This is a genomic window from Mucilaginibacter sp. 22184, assembly GCF_052045695.1.
Classification (GTDB): Bacteria; Bacteroidota; Bacteroidia; order Sphingobacteriales; family Sphingobacteriaceae; genus Mucilaginibacter.
The window spans coordinates 269,948-286,965 of sequence record NZ_JBQEPI010000004.1 but is presented as its reverse complement, the minus strand read 5'-3'; the positions used below and the strand labels follow the sequence as shown (position 1 = coordinate 286,965).

Annotated in this window: 18 protein-coding genes; 8 read left to right on the top strand and 10 right to left on the bottom strand. The window is 44.5% G+C overall.

The annotated features are described in order from the left end of the window. Positions 1-43: 43 nt before the first annotated feature. From ACTJKG_RS11110 to ACTJKG_RS11085, 6 genes are all read right to left on the bottom strand, one after another. Positions 44-529 carry a DUF6265 family protein gene (locus ACTJKG_RS11110; RefSeq protein ID WP_172334707.1) on the bottom strand — a complete coding sequence of 162 codons (486 nt, stop codon included), beginning with the start codon at positions 527-529 and terminating at the stop codon, positions 44-46. A 112-nt stretch (positions 530-641) separates the two neighbouring features. Further along, positions 642-1,133: a DUF4440 domain-containing protein gene (locus tag ACTJKG_RS11105; RefSeq protein WP_440739237.1), complete on the bottom strand. Its 492-nt coding sequence runs from the start codon at positions 1,131-1,133 to the stop codon at positions 642-644. Positions 1,134-1,180: 47 nt separating this feature from the next. Further along, positions 1,181-2,083 carry a glycoside hydrolase family 25 protein gene (locus ACTJKG_RS11100; protein ID WP_440739236.1) on the bottom strand — a complete coding sequence of 301 codons (903 nt, stop codon included), beginning with the start codon at positions 2,081-2,083 and terminating at the stop codon, positions 1,181-1,183. Positions 2,084-2,125: 42 nt separating this feature from the next. Next, the gene (locus ACTJKG_RS11095) at positions 2,126-2,518 is read right to left on the bottom strand and encodes a group III truncated hemoglobin (protein WP_440739235.1); all 393 of its coding nucleotides are present in this window, start codon (positions 2,516-2,518) and stop codon (positions 2,126-2,128) included. Between the two features lie 415 nt (positions 2,519-2,933). Continuing rightward, a complete protein-coding gene (locus ACTJKG_RS11090; RefSeq protein ID WP_440739234.1) occupies positions 2,934-4,136 on the bottom strand; it encodes an epoxide hydrolase family protein in 1,203 nt (400 codons plus the stop codon). A 786-nt stretch (positions 4,137-4,922) separates the two neighbouring features. Next, positions 4,923-5,825 (bottom strand): DUF2268 domain-containing putative Zn-dependent protease, encoded by a 903-nt coding sequence (locus tag ACTJKG_RS11085; protein WP_440739233.1) that lies wholly within the window; start codon positions 5,823-5,825, stop codon positions 4,923-4,925. A gap of 220 nt (positions 5,826-6,045) precedes the next feature. Here ACTJKG_RS11085 and ACTJKG_RS11080 point away from each other — a divergent pair, with 220 nt between their 5' ends. From ACTJKG_RS11080 to ACTJKG_RS11065, 4 genes are all read left to right on the top strand, one after another. Continuing rightward, a complete protein-coding gene (locus ACTJKG_RS11080) occupies positions 6,046-6,483 on the top strand; it encodes a MarR family winged helix-turn-helix transcriptional regulator (protein WP_172334703.1) in 438 nt (145 codons plus the stop codon). A gap of 59 nt (positions 6,484-6,542) precedes the next feature. After that, positions 6,543-7,802 (top strand): MFS transporter, encoded by a 1,260-nt coding sequence (locus ACTJKG_RS11075; RefSeq protein WP_172334702.1) that lies wholly within the window; start codon positions 6,543-6,545, stop codon positions 7,800-7,802. A gap of 326 nt (positions 7,803-8,128) precedes the next feature. Beyond that, positions 8,129-8,809, top strand: a complete 681-nt coding sequence (locus ACTJKG_RS11070; protein WP_172334701.1) for a hypothetical protein — start codon at positions 8,129-8,131, stop codon at positions 8,807-8,809. Between the two features lie 161 nt (positions 8,810-8,970). Next, the gene (locus tag ACTJKG_RS11065) at positions 8,971-9,390 is read left to right on the top strand and encodes a DUF1003 domain-containing protein (RefSeq protein ID WP_172334700.1); all 420 of its coding nucleotides are present in this window, start codon (positions 8,971-8,973) and stop codon (positions 9,388-9,390) included. Positions 9,391-9,401: 11 nt separating this feature from the next. Here the strand turns inward: ACTJKG_RS11065 and ACTJKG_RS11060 are convergent, their stop codons facing one another. Beyond that, positions 9,402-10,448, bottom strand: coding sequence for a YncE family protein (locus tag ACTJKG_RS11060; protein ID WP_172334699.1), 1,047 nt, complete (start codon positions 10,446-10,448; stop codon positions 9,402-9,404). Between the two features lie 142 nt (positions 10,449-10,590). On the opposite strand from ACTJKG_RS11060, the gene ACTJKG_RS11055 reads away from it, so the two are divergent. Both ACTJKG_RS11055 and ACTJKG_RS11050 read left to right on the top strand, forming a co-directional pair. Beyond that, a complete protein-coding gene (locus ACTJKG_RS11055; protein ID WP_172334698.1) occupies positions 10,591-11,172 on the top strand; it encodes a Crp/Fnr family transcriptional regulator in 582 nt (193 codons plus the stop codon). 78 nt (positions 11,173-11,250) lie between these two features. Beyond that, positions 11,251-11,931, top strand: coding sequence for a hypothetical protein (locus ACTJKG_RS11050; RefSeq protein WP_440739232.1), 681 nt, complete (start codon positions 11,251-11,253; stop codon positions 11,929-11,931). Positions 11,932-12,005: 74 nt separating this feature from the next. Here ACTJKG_RS11050 and ACTJKG_RS11045 read toward each other — a convergent pair whose 3' ends face one another. Next, complete coding sequence (locus tag ACTJKG_RS11045; RefSeq protein WP_440739231.1) at positions 12,006-12,416, bottom strand: cupin domain-containing protein; 411 nt, start codon at positions 12,414-12,416, stop codon at positions 12,006-12,008. Between the two features lie 248 nt (positions 12,417-12,664). Between ACTJKG_RS11045 and ACTJKG_RS11040 the strand changes: the two genes are divergently transcribed. After that, positions 12,665-13,855 (top strand): MFS transporter, encoded by a 1,191-nt coding sequence (locus ACTJKG_RS11040; protein WP_440739230.1) that lies wholly within the window; start codon positions 12,665-12,667, stop codon positions 13,853-13,855. A 32-nt stretch (positions 13,856-13,887) separates the two neighbouring features. Continuing rightward, entirely contained in the window at positions 13,888-14,241 is a 354-nt protein-coding gene (locus ACTJKG_RS11035) for a nuclear transport factor 2 family protein (RefSeq protein WP_172334694.1), read from the top strand. A 27-nt stretch (positions 14,242-14,268) separates the two neighbouring features. Here the strand turns inward: ACTJKG_RS11035 and ACTJKG_RS11030 are convergent, their stop codons facing one another. Together ACTJKG_RS11030 and ACTJKG_RS11025 are read right to left on the bottom strand one after the other, a co-directional pair. Continuing rightward, entirely contained in the window at positions 14,269-15,084 is an 816-nt protein-coding gene (locus tag ACTJKG_RS11030; RefSeq protein WP_440739229.1) for a DUF6597 domain-containing transcriptional factor, read from the bottom strand. Between the two features lie 868 nt (positions 15,085-15,952). Further along, the gene (locus ACTJKG_RS11025; RefSeq protein ID WP_440739228.1) at positions 15,953-16,993 is read right to left on the bottom strand and encodes an NAD(P)-dependent alcohol dehydrogenase; all 1,041 of its coding nucleotides are present in this window, start codon (positions 16,991-16,993) and stop codon (positions 15,953-15,955) included. Positions 16,994-17,018 lie beyond the last annotated feature (25 nt).

Sequence of the window (17,018 nt, the reverse complement as noted above, 5' to 3'; positions counted from 1 at the left end):
CCGTTGGCATTCCGCCAGCGGTTTTTCCGTTTTGTAGGCTATATTATTTTATCCGCCCCATCGGAAATTTTATAGCGCGTTGCTTTCCTTTATATGTTCCCGAAATTTCGGCTACTAGACTATCCTTGTTGATACGGTTATAGGTGATTTTTTGCGGGAAATCATGCTCCGGATTCTCAAAAACAAAATGATCAGCCGATGATGTTGTCATGGTAAAAGTTACCGGTTTGCCTTCGTTCTGGTTTTTAACCGTAGGGATATAATACAGGTTACCGTGATGTTCTTCCAGTCGGATGTGCTCGACAGATACAGTGTCTGTACCTCTTAATACATAGCTTTTACCCAGTAAGGTGGAATCATTTAGCTTTTTCCAGCTTTCTACAGACAGGCCTTTCAGGGTCTGATTTTTCCATTCGCCTATTAGCCAACCTGCTTTTTTAAGCTGAGAATGCCATGTTCTTTGTTGTGCAAAAGCCATATAGGCAGATGATGCACTTGAAATGATGAGGATCAGCAGGAACTTCTTCATATACAGGGTGATTTAGGTTACTTAATTTATAAAGATAAGGTTTATCTGCAACTGTAATAAGTGCTTCGTGGGTAAATAGTGTACCCTTGTTTATCCCGTTAAAGAAACCGGATTAATGATCGTAACTAACTATTCGTGTAATTTTCCACTCGTTGTTTTTGTATTGCCATACATGCAAAAATTTCATCAGACCAACCACTTGCTTGCCATCCTCCATATGGGTAAAGCGGTGTACACCAACCTCAATGGCGCCATAATCCTTAATCGGGTAAACTTCCAGACTGCCTTTTACCAGCTCTCTTTTCATGCCTGAAACTTTATTTTGGGCGAAAGTCCTTTCAAAAGCCTGGATGTTTTGCTCATAATTGGTAAGGCCACCCAGATCATGATAAAACTCCAGATCTTTGGAAAATACTTTTTTCAGCGTTTCCAGATCACGGTTGTTATAGGCATCAAAGCAAACACTGTCCATATGCAAAATGGTATTGTATAGCTTTTGGTCAACATGTTTTTGAGTGGCTTGGGCGTGTACGTTTTGGGATGAAAACATGCAGGATACTAAAAAGGCAACAGCTATCAGGAAATGGTATATGGGTGTTTTCATAGGTTTTATTTTATTGACGTTTGTAGCTGCTCTCCCGTTACAAAAAATCATTGGCTCACGAGCAATCTGCGAAAAGCTATACTATCGCCCCTGAATATATTGAAATCAACTTTTTCATTGATACCATTAATGCGCGCTTTATCGGAGTGTTGCCAAAACTGCCAATTGGTTTTTTTGCTGATGTTTAATACCGGCTGATAGTAATGCGCAATCCAAAGGGTATAATCGTCAAAGTAGCCTTGCAAGTAATCCTGGTAAAAGCTGATATTGGTGTAAATAATAGGTTTAACCCCTGTTTTATTTTCTATGTGATTTACAAAGGACATCAGCTGCTCACGCATTTTAGTCGGAGGCGTTCTGTAAAGTTGTTCTACATCTACTACCATAGGCAGGTCACCCTTCTCCATTTTTACGGTTTGCAGGAAGAACCTGGCTTGCCACACCCCGCTTTTTTGTGGCAAAAAGTAATGATATGCTCCGCAAATAATCCCCGCCTTAGGTGCTTCGCGCCAGTTGCGCTGAAAGTAGGGATCAACGCTTAAAACGCCCTCTGTAGCTTTGATAAAGGCAAAAGTGATATGTACGTCATCATCATTCATGGCTTTTACCTTTTGCCAGTTTATTTTGCCCTGGTACGATGATACATCAATGCCGTGAACCGTAAAACCTGCCGGGATACGCACATTAAAGTTCTTATAAGTTCGATAGCCGGTATCCTGCCCTATATCCAGTATCCAGCGCCAGGTAGCGCTAAAACTCCGCAAAACATAGCCATAATAAAAAGGCGAAAGCAGGATGAGTAACAGTCCAATTATAGCTATTCGCCAGTATACGGTGTTTTTTTGATCCTTTTTCTTTTGGGCCACGGTTTTTCTTTTAGCAGGAGCTTTCTTTTTCACCGGGACGAAGGGATTGGGAATTTCGGTAACTTTTTTTTCGATAGGTGGCACGGTACAAAATTACAAAAATGCGCTTATACACCAGTAATTCCGCTATAATATATTGCGTGGGTTGTTTTTGATATGCGCTATTTTAAGCTGGAACATCTGGGCCATTTTACCTGCCCGCCATTTGGCCTCATCGGCTTTTTCGCCCAGGAAAAGGTTATCGATGGTGGCCGAGAACAAGTTAAGCCAGGCCTCAAAATGCTGCTCATCTACCGGTAAACGGGCATGCGGCGGAAAAGGTGCCCCGTTATAGGTATATTGTTCCAGTAGTACGGTTTGCCAAAAGGTATACATTTTTTGCAGATGGGGCAGCCAGTGCCCGCCCAAACGCGCGGTGAAAATGGGGGCCAGCAGCGCATCGGCAGCTACGAGGGTATAAAAAGTATCTACCAGTAGCTTGATATCGTCCAGCGTGGTTATGTCGTGTTTGGCTTCCATATTTACTGATCACAAAGGTGCGGTTTTGTGTCGACAGATATTTAACGATGAAGTAATTTTTGACACCCCGTTTTTTCTGATCATGGGGTCACTATCCCTTTCCAAAAACTTTTTAAACCTTGAATTTTAACAAATTTCGATGCGCTTTTTGGGTGATAACCGCTAAAAACATTTGAAAAATATCCATTTTAACACTTTTTAACAAAATTTAGCCCGTTTTTGAGGCGTTTTAAAAACTTTAAAAAGTATTAAATTATTGATTGTCAAATAACTAATTGAAAAATGGTCGATTTTGAGTCTTGTTTTCTCCTTAACAAAACAGCCCGGAACTCTTAATAAAGGAGCACCGGGCTGTGATTTATACAATATACAAAAATTTGGGTGGAATACCAAATGGCTATCCTATCGTTGCTTATCAATCGATGCTATAAAAGAAACTTCTTAATTCATCGGCAAAAACATCCGGGACTTCCAGAGCAGCAAAATGGCCGCCTTCTTTCATCTTTTTGAAACTGGTGACGTTTACAAAACGCTCGGCCCATTCTTTGGGGAATTGCGCTTCCCTTGGGAATACCGCCAGACCTGCGGGTACATCACTTTTTTGCAATGGTTTGGCGCCGCTCCATTGTGCCATGGCATCTATCTTGTACATTTTAACAGAAGTGGCTATGGTTTGGGTTGTCCAATAGATCATGATGTTGGTGAGGAGTTCATCCCTGCCGCCGAATGCTTTTTCCACGATCTCGGGCGGGGCCCCTGCATTGCCGAAGCTGAGCATCCAGGCGGCAAGTGCTGTAGGTGAATCGTTTAAACCATAGGCCAGCGACTGCGGTTTGGTGGCCTGTACCATGGCATACGCGCCTTCGCTGTACCACCATTGTTGTACAAATTGTGCAAATTGCTTTTCGGCATCGGTCATGGTACTGGGATCTTCCTGGCCCATGGGGTAACCAATATCGGTAAAATGTACACCCGCTACAACGCCCGGATATTTTGATGCCAGAGCCTTGGTAACGCCCATGCCCACATCGCCGCCAGCCGCGTAAAATTTGGTATAACCCAGGTTTTCGGTCATCAGTACTTTCCATAAATCGGCAACTGCTTCGCTGCTTATAGCTGTTTTTTCAGAAAATCCAAAGCCGGGAATAGATGGAATGATAAGATCAAAACTTTGATCACCCTTGGTTAATAGCGGAATGATCTTGTGGAAACGATAATAACTATCGGGCCAGCCGTGGGTTAGTAGCAATGGCCTGGAGTTTTTGCCTTCGCCTTTAATGTATTGAAAATGCACCTTCACGCCGTTTACATTGGCAATGTATTGTGGATATTTGTTCAGCTCGGCTTCGTGTTTGTGCCAGTCATATTGATTGATCCAGTAATTTACCAGCTCTTTCAGGTAAGTTTCGTTGGTGCCGAAGTTCCAGCCGGAGCCCTCCGCTTCGCCCGGCCAGCGGGTGTTTTTTAAACGGGTTTTTAGGTCATCTAATACGGGTTGCGGTACCGATACTTTAAATGTGGTTGTGTTCTTCATTGTGGATATTTTGGGTGTTTGTGAGTGACAAATGGTAGTGCTCCATATCAGCGAAGCGAAAAGAAGGGTTAGAAACTTGCTCATAGTAACAGTTTATGGTTTTGTTGAGAAAAATGTATCCAGTCAATATCATTCCACCCCCGAGCCTGTACCGCTTTATCAAATACGTATGACGCTCTTTAAATGTAACAAATGCGATACAAATAATTTAAAAAGAAGCAAGAAATAAGAATCAGGAATTAAGAGTTGGAGTAATTGTTAATTCATCAATTAAAAAAACGCACGTCATTGCGAGGAACGAAGCAATCTCTCTTTATTTTGTCATCCTGAGCGTAGCGAAGGATCTATTCTTCGCGTTGTATGGCGTATACCCGCTCTTGGCCGCGGGAGGGCCTTTTGGTTACTTTGTAGCCACAAAGTAACCAAAAGGCTTTCATCAGAAATGCTTCTTTGCGCTCTTTGCCTTTGCCCTGCAAAACGGGCAGAACCATCCCGATAGCTATCGGGACCAAACCTTACCTCTACTTCGCTTGCTCATTACCCTACGCTTCAGGTAAGGTTCGCAATGCCCTTGCTGGCGCACGAGGCCACCATTGTTCTGCCCGTTTTCGCCCGAAGCTTATCTGCTGACGGGGAAGAAGTTGAGTTTAATCAATAATTCAATCACGGTAGTCAAAAAATCATGTAAATCATGGTTCAGACTTTCGCCCGAAACTTATCTGCTGACGGGGAAAAGAAAGGTGAAACTTGATACAATTATGTTGTCATGCTGAACGTTTGAAGCATCTATTCTGCGATAGGCATGTTGAAGATGATCCTTCGTTCCTCAGGATGACAAACTTTTTAGATTGTAGCCTTTCTGGCACGCCCTTACTTCAAATATTGATTCAGGTAGCCGCTTTTTTTCAGAAAATCGGTATAGTCTTTAATATTCAGGATGTCATAGATTGCCTGTTTTTTATCCTTTGCCTTAGTATAATAATGAGCGGTGATCTGGTAGCCTATCCAGTAACCCAAATCGTTTGGGCGGTCGTCTTTTTTGGAAGTTCCGTAAAGCCAGTCGTTGCGCTCGGTGCCATTCATAAGGGAAACAAATTCTTTGCAAAGTTGCTCGGCGTGGGCATTACCATAGTTATTTGCCGCATCGTCACCACGTGTTCCGGATATCAGCTCACCTATAAAATCGGCACTGCCTTCTATTATGCTTTGCTGCAAGAGGGTAGGGTTTTCGCCATTTAGGTTTTGTTGAAAATGGATCAGTTCATGAGCTACAATCCCCGGCAAGCCATCAATGTTGTTTTGCATTTCGGCGCCAATAAATAAACCCTGATCGCCGGAAGTTCCGCCCGAATTATAGGCCCCAATCACAAAATAAACCGGCGGGAATTTTGCCTGTGGGTATAAATATTTTAAGGCGTAAAAGGTGGCCCGGCATTGCTTTTCCTTTTCTTTTATCCGCAGGGTGTTGCTTCTCACTTTCTCGTAATCGGCCTGTCGCTTCTTAACTGTTTTGTACAGGTTATCGGCGCTCCGAATGCGATAAGGGGTAAAGCCCTTTACACCATCGCTGCCAATGTCGATATATTCTTTGCCAAAGGTGTTTATGGATGTGTCTTTTTTATAATGATCAAAAGCTTTCCAGAAATTGTCGATATCGCCGGTTACAAAGCGGACGCTGTCGGGCGAATTGGAGAAACCGTTTTGCGCGAAGCCATGAATGTAAAAGGTGAGTAATAGGATGGTGAGGCTGATGATTTTAAGGTATTGGTGCATAAGTCAATAGTTTATATGCAAGACGCAGCGGGAATAAAAAGGTTGCACTTTTTAGTCAAATTATTTAAGGTTACAGAGGTTAGTTTAATTCCCTGCCGTGGGGAGAGAATTGCTCGAGGACCGCACTTTTAAGGTTAACCCTTCTTTTTCTTTATGACTTTAGCCAGATAAAATAATACTTACCTTTGTAAGGTAAACTTATAAGTTTACTTGATGAATTATGACAAAGCAAAAAGATTCCCTGCTGGCTTCTGAGCTGCGTACCGTGGTGACACGGTTGATCAAAAAATTACGTAAACAATCGTCAACAGCCGATAAGTTATCGCTCACCGAGCGGTCCATCATCGCGCTTTTGGATAAACACGGTGAGTTGCTGCCCAACGAGCTGGCCGCCATGGAGAAGATCACCACGCAAAGCATGTCGCAAATACTGAGCAAGCTGCTACAGATGGACCTGATCAAAAGGCGTATTTCTGAAACGGATAAGCGCAAGGCCATCATCACCCTGTCTGATGCTGGCCGAACCCTGTTGTACCAGGTACGTAGTGAGCGCAACGAATGGCTCAACAAGGCCCTGGAGGCTACCTGCACAGCGGAGGAAAAAGAACTGCTGAAACGGGCCATTGGTCCGCTAACCAAATTAGTTGATTTTGATTAAGAGTTGGTTCCCCAAAAATCACTAATTCACTAAATCACTAATTCAATCATTATTAAGAGATGAATATAAGTACATTTAATGCTTTCAAGAGCCGCAATTACCGGTTATACTTTGCCGGCCAGTCTATATCGTTAGTAGGTACCTGGATGCAGAAAACGGCGGTGAGCTGGGTTATCTATTCGCTTACCCACTCGAAGTTTATGTTGGGGCTCACCTTATTTGCCAGCTTGTTCCCATCGTTTTTATTTTCGTTCCTGGGTGGTGTAACAGCCGACCGTTATAACCGCTACCGTTTATTGCTGGCTACACAGGCGGCATCCATGATACAGGCGCTGCTGCTTACCGCGCTGATATTCTGGGGGCATTATGTGGTGTGGGAGATCATAGCCCTGAGCGCCGTACTGGGTTTTATTAATGCCTTTGATGTGCCCGCCAGGCAATCGCTGGTGTATGAGATGGTGGATAATAAGGCCGATCTGCCGAATGCCCTCGCCCTCAATTCTTCCATGGTTAACCTGTCGCGGTTGATTGGTCCGGGTATAGCCGGTCTGGTACTGGAAAAATTTGGCGATACCGTATGTTTTGGCGCCAATGCCATCAGCTTTATAGCGGTAATAGGCTCCTTACTGATGATGCGTTTACCCAAAATGGAATCTAAAAAACACGATAAAAATATTTTCTCGGAGCTCAAAGAAGGGTTTGTTTATATCAGCAATACGCCATCCATCAAATCCATACTCATTATGCTGGCCACCATTAGTTTATTGGTATTGCCGTTTAGCACGCTGATACCGGTATACGCCAAGGATATTTTTAAGGGTACGGCATCCACCTTTGGTGTTTTGGATAGTGTGATAGGCCTGGGCGCATTTTCGGGTGCTATATTCCTGGCTTCGCTAAAACCGGGTCATAACCTCAAAAAGATACTGGCTATTAACACGCTCATATTTGGCGCCGGACTGGTCATCTTTTCGCACATGCCCAATTACCCGCTGGCCTTGCTGTTCGCGGCGGTTACCGGTTTCGGGATGATGTCGCAGATCACCATCAGCAACACACTGATACAAACCACGGTAACACCGGATATGCGTGGCCGGGTGATCAGCTTTTACGCCATGGCATTTTTTGGTATGCAGCCGCTTGGCGGTTTGCTGGTAGGCTCGGTTTCGCAATGGATAGGCACAGCCGATACCGTAATGCTGGAAGGCGTGGTGGCCCTCATCATCGGTATACTGCACTTCCGTTTCCTGCGCAAAACCCAGCTCCAGAAAGATACTGTGCATACGCTGGATGAGCAGCCTATGAATACGCTTTCGTAGTAGTATCAAGTAGCGAGTAGTCAGTATCAAGTAGTTAGTATCAAGTATCAAGACCGGAAGTTGATGTGCCTTTGCCCATTCAGGCGTCCCCCGCTACCGCAAGCGTCCCGCTTGTGGTATTTAAGATAGATTATGTACAGTTATCATCAGGGTGACCACAAGCGGGACGCTTGCGGTAGAATAGGAACTATTTCCCATCCCATTACTTAGAAACCAGTACAAATAAATACCCAAATGTAGGTATAGATGCATTGTAAGAACATATATAATTTTGAACTCTCCCTAAAGACATTTAGATATCACATTCAATCATCATTCATTTACCTATGAAAAATTTATTAGTTCTGCTGTGTTTACTATCTGCTGTGACGATAGTTTCCTGTTCAAAAAGTGACAAAGTTAATCCTACTCCGGAGGAGATCCTGAATAAGAAAATTTCGGACATTCTGCCTCAGCAATACATCGATACCCTATCAAAATTAGGCCTGACGGTAAACCAGGGTACAACGCCACCCAATGTAGAGGGCGCTTTTCATATTGCCCCATTAATACTGAAAAAAAGTAATATCAAAACCGACTATCCCGGTCAGAGTTTTCATGATGCCAGCGTGAAATTCTTTGAGCAAAGCACCAAGGATTTTGGAATAAAGTTAGTTGGCAAATATTTTCTGAACGCTGCAGACACCAGCATTACTACGGCCATCTCAGGCAGCGGCAATAATTTTACCGTTTATGGAAAGGTGAAATCTGTTTCGGCCGATAAAACCAAATTTGCCTATTTCGGCATCCTGCTATCCGGAACAAAAGATGGTACGAGTTTAAAAAATGTTACTTACGGTATCATCAATATCGACAATTCGCATGGAACGGGCATATTTATCAACGAGGGGCAGGGCAGGGTTGCCTATGATAAAGACCTGGTTTCAGAATCGATAAATTTTGATGGTGTGGCGGCCTTTAAAAATGGGGAGAGGTTGTTTCTGGCCTCGCCATCGTCCAAACCGTAATTTACTGCCTGCGATTCGCGCGTACTAAAATAGACTTACATCATTTCCCATCACGAAGACCACGAGTGGCGCGTGATGGGATTTTCTTTTCATAAAAGCACCTGCTTAGTCCGGCCAATTAAATTTTTATATTTAGCATACAAAGTTTAACCCCTTTAAAAATGACAAACGGTAAAAAAAATTGGTATCAAAGACATACGGATTCACTGGCTTTTGGGCAACGATTGGCCGATTCGGTAGCGGCGGGCATGGGTTCATGGCGATTCATTATTATTCAAACCATTATTGTGGCCGTGTGGATGCTGTTGAATGTGGTGGCTTTTGTTGATCACTGGGATCCGTATCCTTATATTTTATTAAACCTACTCTTTTCGACCCAGGCAGCATATGCCGCGCCGATTATCATGATGGCCCAAAACCGTCAGAATGAGCGCGACCGGGCACAGGCCAATGAGGATTTTCATACCAATGTGGAAGCCAAAAGAGAAATTGAAGAATTACAACTGCGCTTAAACGCCATCGAAACAGATAAACTCGACAAAATTCTGGCCCTGTTGGAAAAAATGGATAAAAATAGTTGAGTAATATCGGCCTACGGTCTAACCGCCCAGGCCAGGCCATCGGCTCCGCGTATATCAATATGCCCGGTTACGGTTAAGGTCTTGAGATCAATCACCGCTACATAGTTATCGCCGGTGCAGCCAATAAAGGCGCGTGACCCATCGTCATCTATCAGGATGCCGGCGGCGCCGTGGCCGGTATTGATGCGTTTCAACTCTCTATGTGATGCCGCGTCATAAATAAACAGGTCGCCGGTTCTGAGGCTGCTCACCAGTACACGCTTGCCATCCGGGGTAAACTGGAGCCGGTTGGCGCCTACGGCCTTAGCGTCGATATTGGCAGTTAACTTTTTGGTAGCGAGATCGATAATAGAGAGGGTACCGTTGGCGGCGCCAGCTGTCCATAACTCACGGCCATCTGGCGATACATCAAAGCCCTCGGAGCCTTTAGCCACCGGGATAACGGTTTGCACCCATTCGTGATAGGCTGGGGGTGTGGCCTTATCCTCCAGAATGCTCACTGTTGCAGCGTTAACATTGGTGGTATAAACCTTTTTTCCATCGCGGGTTACATAGATCATGTGGGTGCGGTCCTCGCCGGTCCCCATAGCCCAGTCGAATTTGGCAGATGCCGGATCGTAGCTGCCGACAGCTTTGGAGCCCTCGGCCGAGAACCACACCTTACCATTGGCAAATGCCAAACCATGCGGACCCATCAGCGGCCTGGTATCCAAAGAGGGCAGGGGCTTTTGCGCCACCAGATCGATCACACTAAGTTCGTGCAGACTACCACCACCATAGATAGAAACGTAGGCCGTTTTTCCATCGGCAGAGGCAATAACCTCATGCGGATCTGAACCTACGGGAACGCTTGCCAGAATTTTCAGGCTAACCGGATCAATGATGGATAACGTATGATCACTTTTAGAAAGGGCCAACAACGAACGCGCTGGTGTCGACTGGGCGGCACATCCACTTATAATAAAAACTAAAGGCACGCATAAAAAGCTTACTGTAAGTAATTTGGGTATGTTGAGTTTTGCAATTTTAAAGATCGGGTTGTGCGCTGCTTTTTTCATAGGATTTACAGATTGAAGAAACAGGTAATATATTTATAGGAAAGTTACCATTATTATATGATTTTTAACACCCGCTACGGTGAAGGAGCCTTACCTATAGTGATGGTTTTGGTATATTAGTTACCTGATTAGTATCGTTTGTATGGATAAAGAAACCCTCACTACATTTTTGCTGAACACCAACCTGGTTTCGTTATCTGCGGCGCAGGAAATTGTTAGACAGTTTAACCATAAAATCATTCCTAAAAATCAATTTCATTTAACAGCCGGGAAAATAAGCGATCAATATCTGTTCCTGGAAAAAGGGTACATGCGCACATTTGCGCATGATACAGAAGGGAATGAGGTTACTACCGGTTTTTGTTCGCCGGGGCAGATCATATTGGAGGTGTCGTCTTTTTTTAACCGTACACGCTCAAAAGAAAATATCCAGGCTTTAACAGATTGCGAGGGCTGGTATATCACTTATGAACAGCTCAATCAACTTTTCCATACGCTGCCGGAGTTTAGGGAATTTGGCCGGTGGACACTGGTAAAAGGCTTTTCGGAGTTGAAAAACCGGATGTTGCTGACCATTACCGAAACCGCCGAAGAACGCTACGCGCATCTGCTAAAAACCAACCCCGGGATATTTCAACAGATGTCATTAAAAAACATCGCCTCATACCTGGGTATTACCGATACTTCGCTAAGCCGGATCCGGAAAGAATTTTCAAAGAAATAGTAAAAGGTTCATTTCTTGCCAATTGGCAAGATGGGGCGGCCCTTATTTAAGTTCCTTTGCTTTATAAATAACTAAGCAATGGAAAATTTACCAATTGATATCGATATTGTGTTTGCGCTTGGCGTCATCGTTACGCTGTTGCTGTTGTATAAAGCCACACATTATTCAAAACCGGTGATGATCATTACCCTGTTATGGCTTGTACTACAGGGTGCGGTCAGCTTGTCGGGATTTTATACGGTAACCAGTGTGGTGCCGCCACGGTTCGCGCTTTTATTAATGCCGCCGGTGGTGTTCATAATCGCCTTGTTTTTTATAAAAAGGGGACGGTGGGCAATGGATAGCTTTGATGTGAAAATATTAACCCTGCTCCATGTAGTAAGGATACTGGTTGAGCTGGTTTTATACTGGCTGCACCTGTATAAAGGGATCCCCCAGGTAATGACATTTGAAGGCCGGAACTATGACATCCTTTGCGGAATAACCGCGCCACTGGTCTGGTATTTTGGCTACGTTAAACCGATGCTCGGCAAAAAAGTATTGCTTGCCTGGAATGTGATCTGTTTGTTATTGCTGGCCAATATTGTAATAACCGCGGTATTGTCGGCACCCCTTCCTTTTCAGCGGTTTGCGTTTGATGAGCCCAGTGTGGCCTTGTTCTATTTTCCTTTTGTATGGTTACCCGGTTTTATTGTTCCTACAGTGTTTTTCGCCCATTTGGTTACCATAAGGCGATTGCTTAAAGCAAAAAGTAATTAATCGCTATAAGGAGATGATGATCCTCCGCTGCCATGCTTTTGGCAACGGAGGGATTATTTGCATTGTAATGATATTTAGTTCACCGGCACAACAAGCGGCTTTCCTTTTTCAACCACATAGGTGGCAAGCTCCTTGGCTGGGCTGTTACCCACGTTTTTAGCCGAGTGGACAGTACCCGCCGGAATAAATAATACCTCGCCGGCTTTAAGCGTAACAGGAGATTTGTCACCTAACTGGTATTCCAATAAACCTTCCAGTACGTAGATAATCTCTTCGCCCGGGTGTTTGTGTTTAACGGCCAGGGCCCCGGGCTCAAAATCGATGCGTGCCTGTACGGTTTCGTATCCGGTGATGCTCAGATCGTGACGTTGCAGATCGTTACGTTTAACGCCCTGTTGCTGTGCCGAGGCTGAAGTTGAGATGGTTAATAAGACCATTGCAACTAAAATAATGATGCCGGCAAGGATGTCTTTTTTCTTTTCCATGGTTTGAGTTATTGTTTTGTGATACAAAGTTGTGCTTAATACAGCCTCAATTCAACCGCTAAATGGGGTAAATAGACAATAGAAACCCCGAACTGGTCATTTTTCCGCTTAAACCGCCAGTGCTTCTTTTAGAATGATTGAATCTGTTTTTGCAAATAATTGCAAATATTTGCACGTATATGCAATTATTCGCTTTTTATTGCATATTATTGCAAGGAGAAATCAATCACCCTTAAAAAAATTGAATCATGAGCGATCTTAGAAAAGCCAGAATAGCCAATTCCTTAATGTTTTTAGTTTGTGGTTTAGGTGTTGCCAGTTGGGCGCCACTGGTACCGATGGCCAAAGCCAGGCTCGGGCTGGATAATGGCAGCCTGGGGCTTTTACTACTGTTTTTTGGCGTTGGCGCCATGATCACAATGCCGCTTACCGGTAAACTGGTTAGCCGGTTTGGGAGTAAACGGGTGATTGTAGTTTCGGGCACTTTGATTGCCGCCATATTACCTTTGTTACTAATTCTTGATCATACTTATCAAATGAGTATCTGTCTGCTCATTTTCGGGGCATCAACCGGGGGCATTAATGTAGCCATGAATGCGCAGGCTATTAAAGTGCAGCGATCATACGGTAAACATATCATGTCGTCTTTTCACGGTTTGTACAGTATAGGTGGTTTGGTGGGCTCGCTGGGCTTTGGTTTATTGCTTAAGGCCGGGCTGGATGCCATGACCACCATTATTTTTATATCCGTTTTATTGGTGCTGATCACTTACTCGCAATTCTCCAGCTTAATGAGTGATGACCCGGCAGAAATACAAGATAAATCCACCAAAGGTTTCAAGTTTCCTTCAGCCGCTTTGCTGATATCGGGTGCTATCTGCTTTATATCGGCCCTGGCCGAAGGAGCGATGCTGGATTGGAGCGCGGTTTTCCTGACCGCCAACCGGCATTTAAGTATTGAGTTTGCCGGTGTTGGTTATGCCATGTTTTCGGTAGCCATGGCCATCATGCGTTTAACAGGCGACAGCGTTATTGCTGCTGTAGGACGATTAAAGGTGGTTGTATGGGGCAGCGTTATCGCTTCCGCGGGATTGATACTTGCGGTTTGTTTTCCGTATGTGAGTTTGGCACTGGCGGGTTTCCTGATGGTGGGGCTGGGTTGTGCTAATATCATTCCGATCCTATTTTCAACGGCAGGCACTATGCCGGGACTTTCGCCAGCCTATGCGCTCCCGGTGGTTACTTCTATGGCATATGCCGGTATCCTGGCTGGCCCGGCACTTATCGGCTTTATAGCCCAACTGCTTACACTGCCTGTGGCATTGGGCGTTATCGGCGTATGTATTTTATTTGCCGGACTGATCTTTAAAATAAAGGATGGCAGAAATAAGGCTGTCCAGATTCCGGAAGAGGTGGAAGAATTGGCCTATAAAAACTAAAAGCGTATATTTATATATCATAAATAAACCAAATGGATACGCAAGTCATAGCGCTTGACTGGATAGATGCCTGGAATAACCGGGACATTGACCGGATCATGGCGCATTATACCGACGATATTGTATTTTACTCGCTCACCGTTACCAAACGCTGGGGTATTGCCGATGGCAAGATCAGCGGGAAAGAACAACTAAGAGCACATTTTTTGAAAGGCCTTGACCTGGCCCCAGGTCTGTATTTTGAATTTATAGATATGCTGAGCGGAACCGATGGCATCACCATTATTTACAAACGGGAAACCGGCGCGCTGGTAGCCGATGTAGCTGTTTTGGATGATAATGGGAAGGCCACACTGGTAAAAGCTTATTATGGACAGGCGAAGTAAGCGTCCGGTCTGCAAAACGCTTGATACTTACAGCACCTTCTCATAAAAATTCTCCACCTGCTGCATGGATTGCTTTTGGTATTGCAGGGGTGAGCAGCCGGCAAACTCCTTAAACGAACGTATAAAATGCGATTGATCGGCATAGTCATTTTCATAAGCCAGATCGGTAAGGCGGCTGTGCTGGCCAAGGCGGATCTGGTTGAGCGCGGCCTGGAACCGGGAGATCCGGGAATATAATTTGGGCGATATCCCTACATATTGCTTAAACCGGCGTTCAAAACTGCGCTCCGAAAGCTGCAGATACTGCTGTAATTCCTTCATCTGAACATTGCCTTTTGATTGTGCTATGCGTGTTATGGCAAACTGCATAGCCTCATCTTCATACCGGGTATTTCTTTGAAGTTTAAAAAACAGGTAAGCGCTCAATACTTCTATACGATCGGTGAGCGAATCGGTCTCCAGGAGCTGTTCTGATAATAAAAAGCCGTCTTTGCGGGCTATCAGGTCCAGACAGGTACAATCGTCGGTCAATTCATAGGCATCAAACCCGAATATGGCTTTGAGCGCGTTAGGAAAAAAGCAGATGCCAATGGTACTAAAAACAGCGCCGAACTGGATATCAGCATGGCGGGTTGATTGTCCGTAGATGAAAATATGGGGCAGTTTTTTATCAAACTGGTACATCGGCCCTTTATCCGGCGATTGAAAGATCAAGCCCGGGCAGCCTTCGGCCATGGTTCTGAAAGAGCGGCTAAACACAGCAGAATCATCGCTTTCCAGTGTCCAGAAAAAGCGGATGTGGTTTTTGAGATAGTCAGGCGGTGATAACTGACGGTAATTCATTACAGTTTTAAGCGGGTGATATACAAATACAAATATAAATATATTCTTTACCAGATGTTTATGCGAAAATCTTCTTTTTTGGAGGTGACGGAAACGAACGGTTTGTCATCCTGAGTGGAGCGAAGGATCTACTCGCTGGTTTGTATGGCGCATACCCGCTCTTGGCCGCGGGAGGGCCAGTTACTTTTTTCGTTGTGGTTTGTTTTTTTTAAGGTACTCAAGAGGGCTTCGCCGTATGTCGCCACAAAAGTAACCAAAAAGGCTTCAGCAGAAATGCTTCTTTGCGCTCATTGCCTTTACCCTGCAATGCGGACAGAACCACGGGCTGCAATTATTTGCCCCGCTTTGCTCACACAATTCCACTTCTTCTGCAAAACTTGCTATGCCCCTGCGATCGCACAAGGCCATCATCGTTCTGCCCGCTTTCGCCCGAAGCTTATCTGCTGACGGGGAAGAAGATTTTTTTAATCACTAATTCAATAATTAAAAAAATTGTCATGCTGAACGGAGTGAAGCATCTATTAAACGATGTGCATGTTTAAGAATAGATCCTTCGTTCCTCAGGATGACAAACATGTTGGGATGATCTGGCAATAAATCATGGTAATCCTTAAACGGCAGAGCCCTCTTGAACACCGATTAAAATTAACTCGTGAAAAATCGTGTAAATCATGGTTCAGGCAAAATTCACTAACTAAAAAAGCGCCTCCGGGAAACCGGAAGGCGCTTTTAGTTTTAGTTTTAGTTTAGTCAATAGTTAATCAATTACAGTGTTGCTATGTCTTTTAATCAATAATCAACAATTAAAATTTTTACCTGCCGATGTTGAATGAAAATTCACCAATTCACCAAATCAATAATTCACTAATTACAAGGTTGCTATATCGATCACAAAGCGGTAACGTACGTCGCCTTTCAGCATGCGCTCGTATGCAGTGGTGATATCCTTGATGTCGATCAGTTCAATATCAGAAACGATATTGTGTTCGGCACAAAAATCAAGCATTTCCTGAGTTTCAGGGATGCCTCCGATACCGGAACCAGCCATGCTTTTACGACCAGCCAATAACGAAAATGGTCTGATGGAATAGGGTTCTGATGGTACACCTACACCAATGATAGTACCGTTTGTTCTTAATAACGACAGGTACAGATCCATATCATGCTCAGCCGAAACGGTATCCAGGATAAAGTCAAATGATCCTTTAACGGCTTTTACTTGCTCTGGATCGGATGTTACCACAAAATGGTGGGCACCCAGAGCTTTAGCCTCAGCTTCTTTTGATGGTGATGTGCTCAGTACGGTAACTTCGGCACCAAAGGCCGCGCCAAATTTAACGCCCATGTGGCCCAGTCCACCTAAACCTAATACGGCCAATTTATGGCCTTTGCCCACTTTCCAGTGACGTAGCGGCGAGTAAGTAGTAATACCGGCGCAAAGCAGGGGTGCTGTAGCGGCCAGCGGTAGTTTATCAGAAATATGCAGTACAAATTCCTCGCGTACTACAATAGTGTTGGAATAACCACCATAGGTAGGCACGCCGCTACGATCTTTGTTGTTGTAAGTTTGGGTGTTGCCTTCCAGGCAGTATTGCTCCAGGCCGTCTTTACAGTTTTCGCAAACCTGGCAGGAGTCAACCATACAGCCAACACCGGCAAGTTCGTTTACTTTGAATTTTTTAACGTGATCACCTACTTTAATAATTTTGCCTACAATTTCGTGGCCCGGTACCATCGGGAATATCCCCGGAAACCAATCGTTTTTGATCTGGTGCAGGTCGGAGTGGCATACACCGCAATATTGTATTTCTATCTGTACATCATGCGGCCCTACCTCGCGGCGTTCAAAATCCCAGGGCGCCAGGTCAGTTTCCGGCGTTTGGGCGGCATACGCTTTTGCTTGTATCATAATAATGTTGCTTTTATGTTTTCGT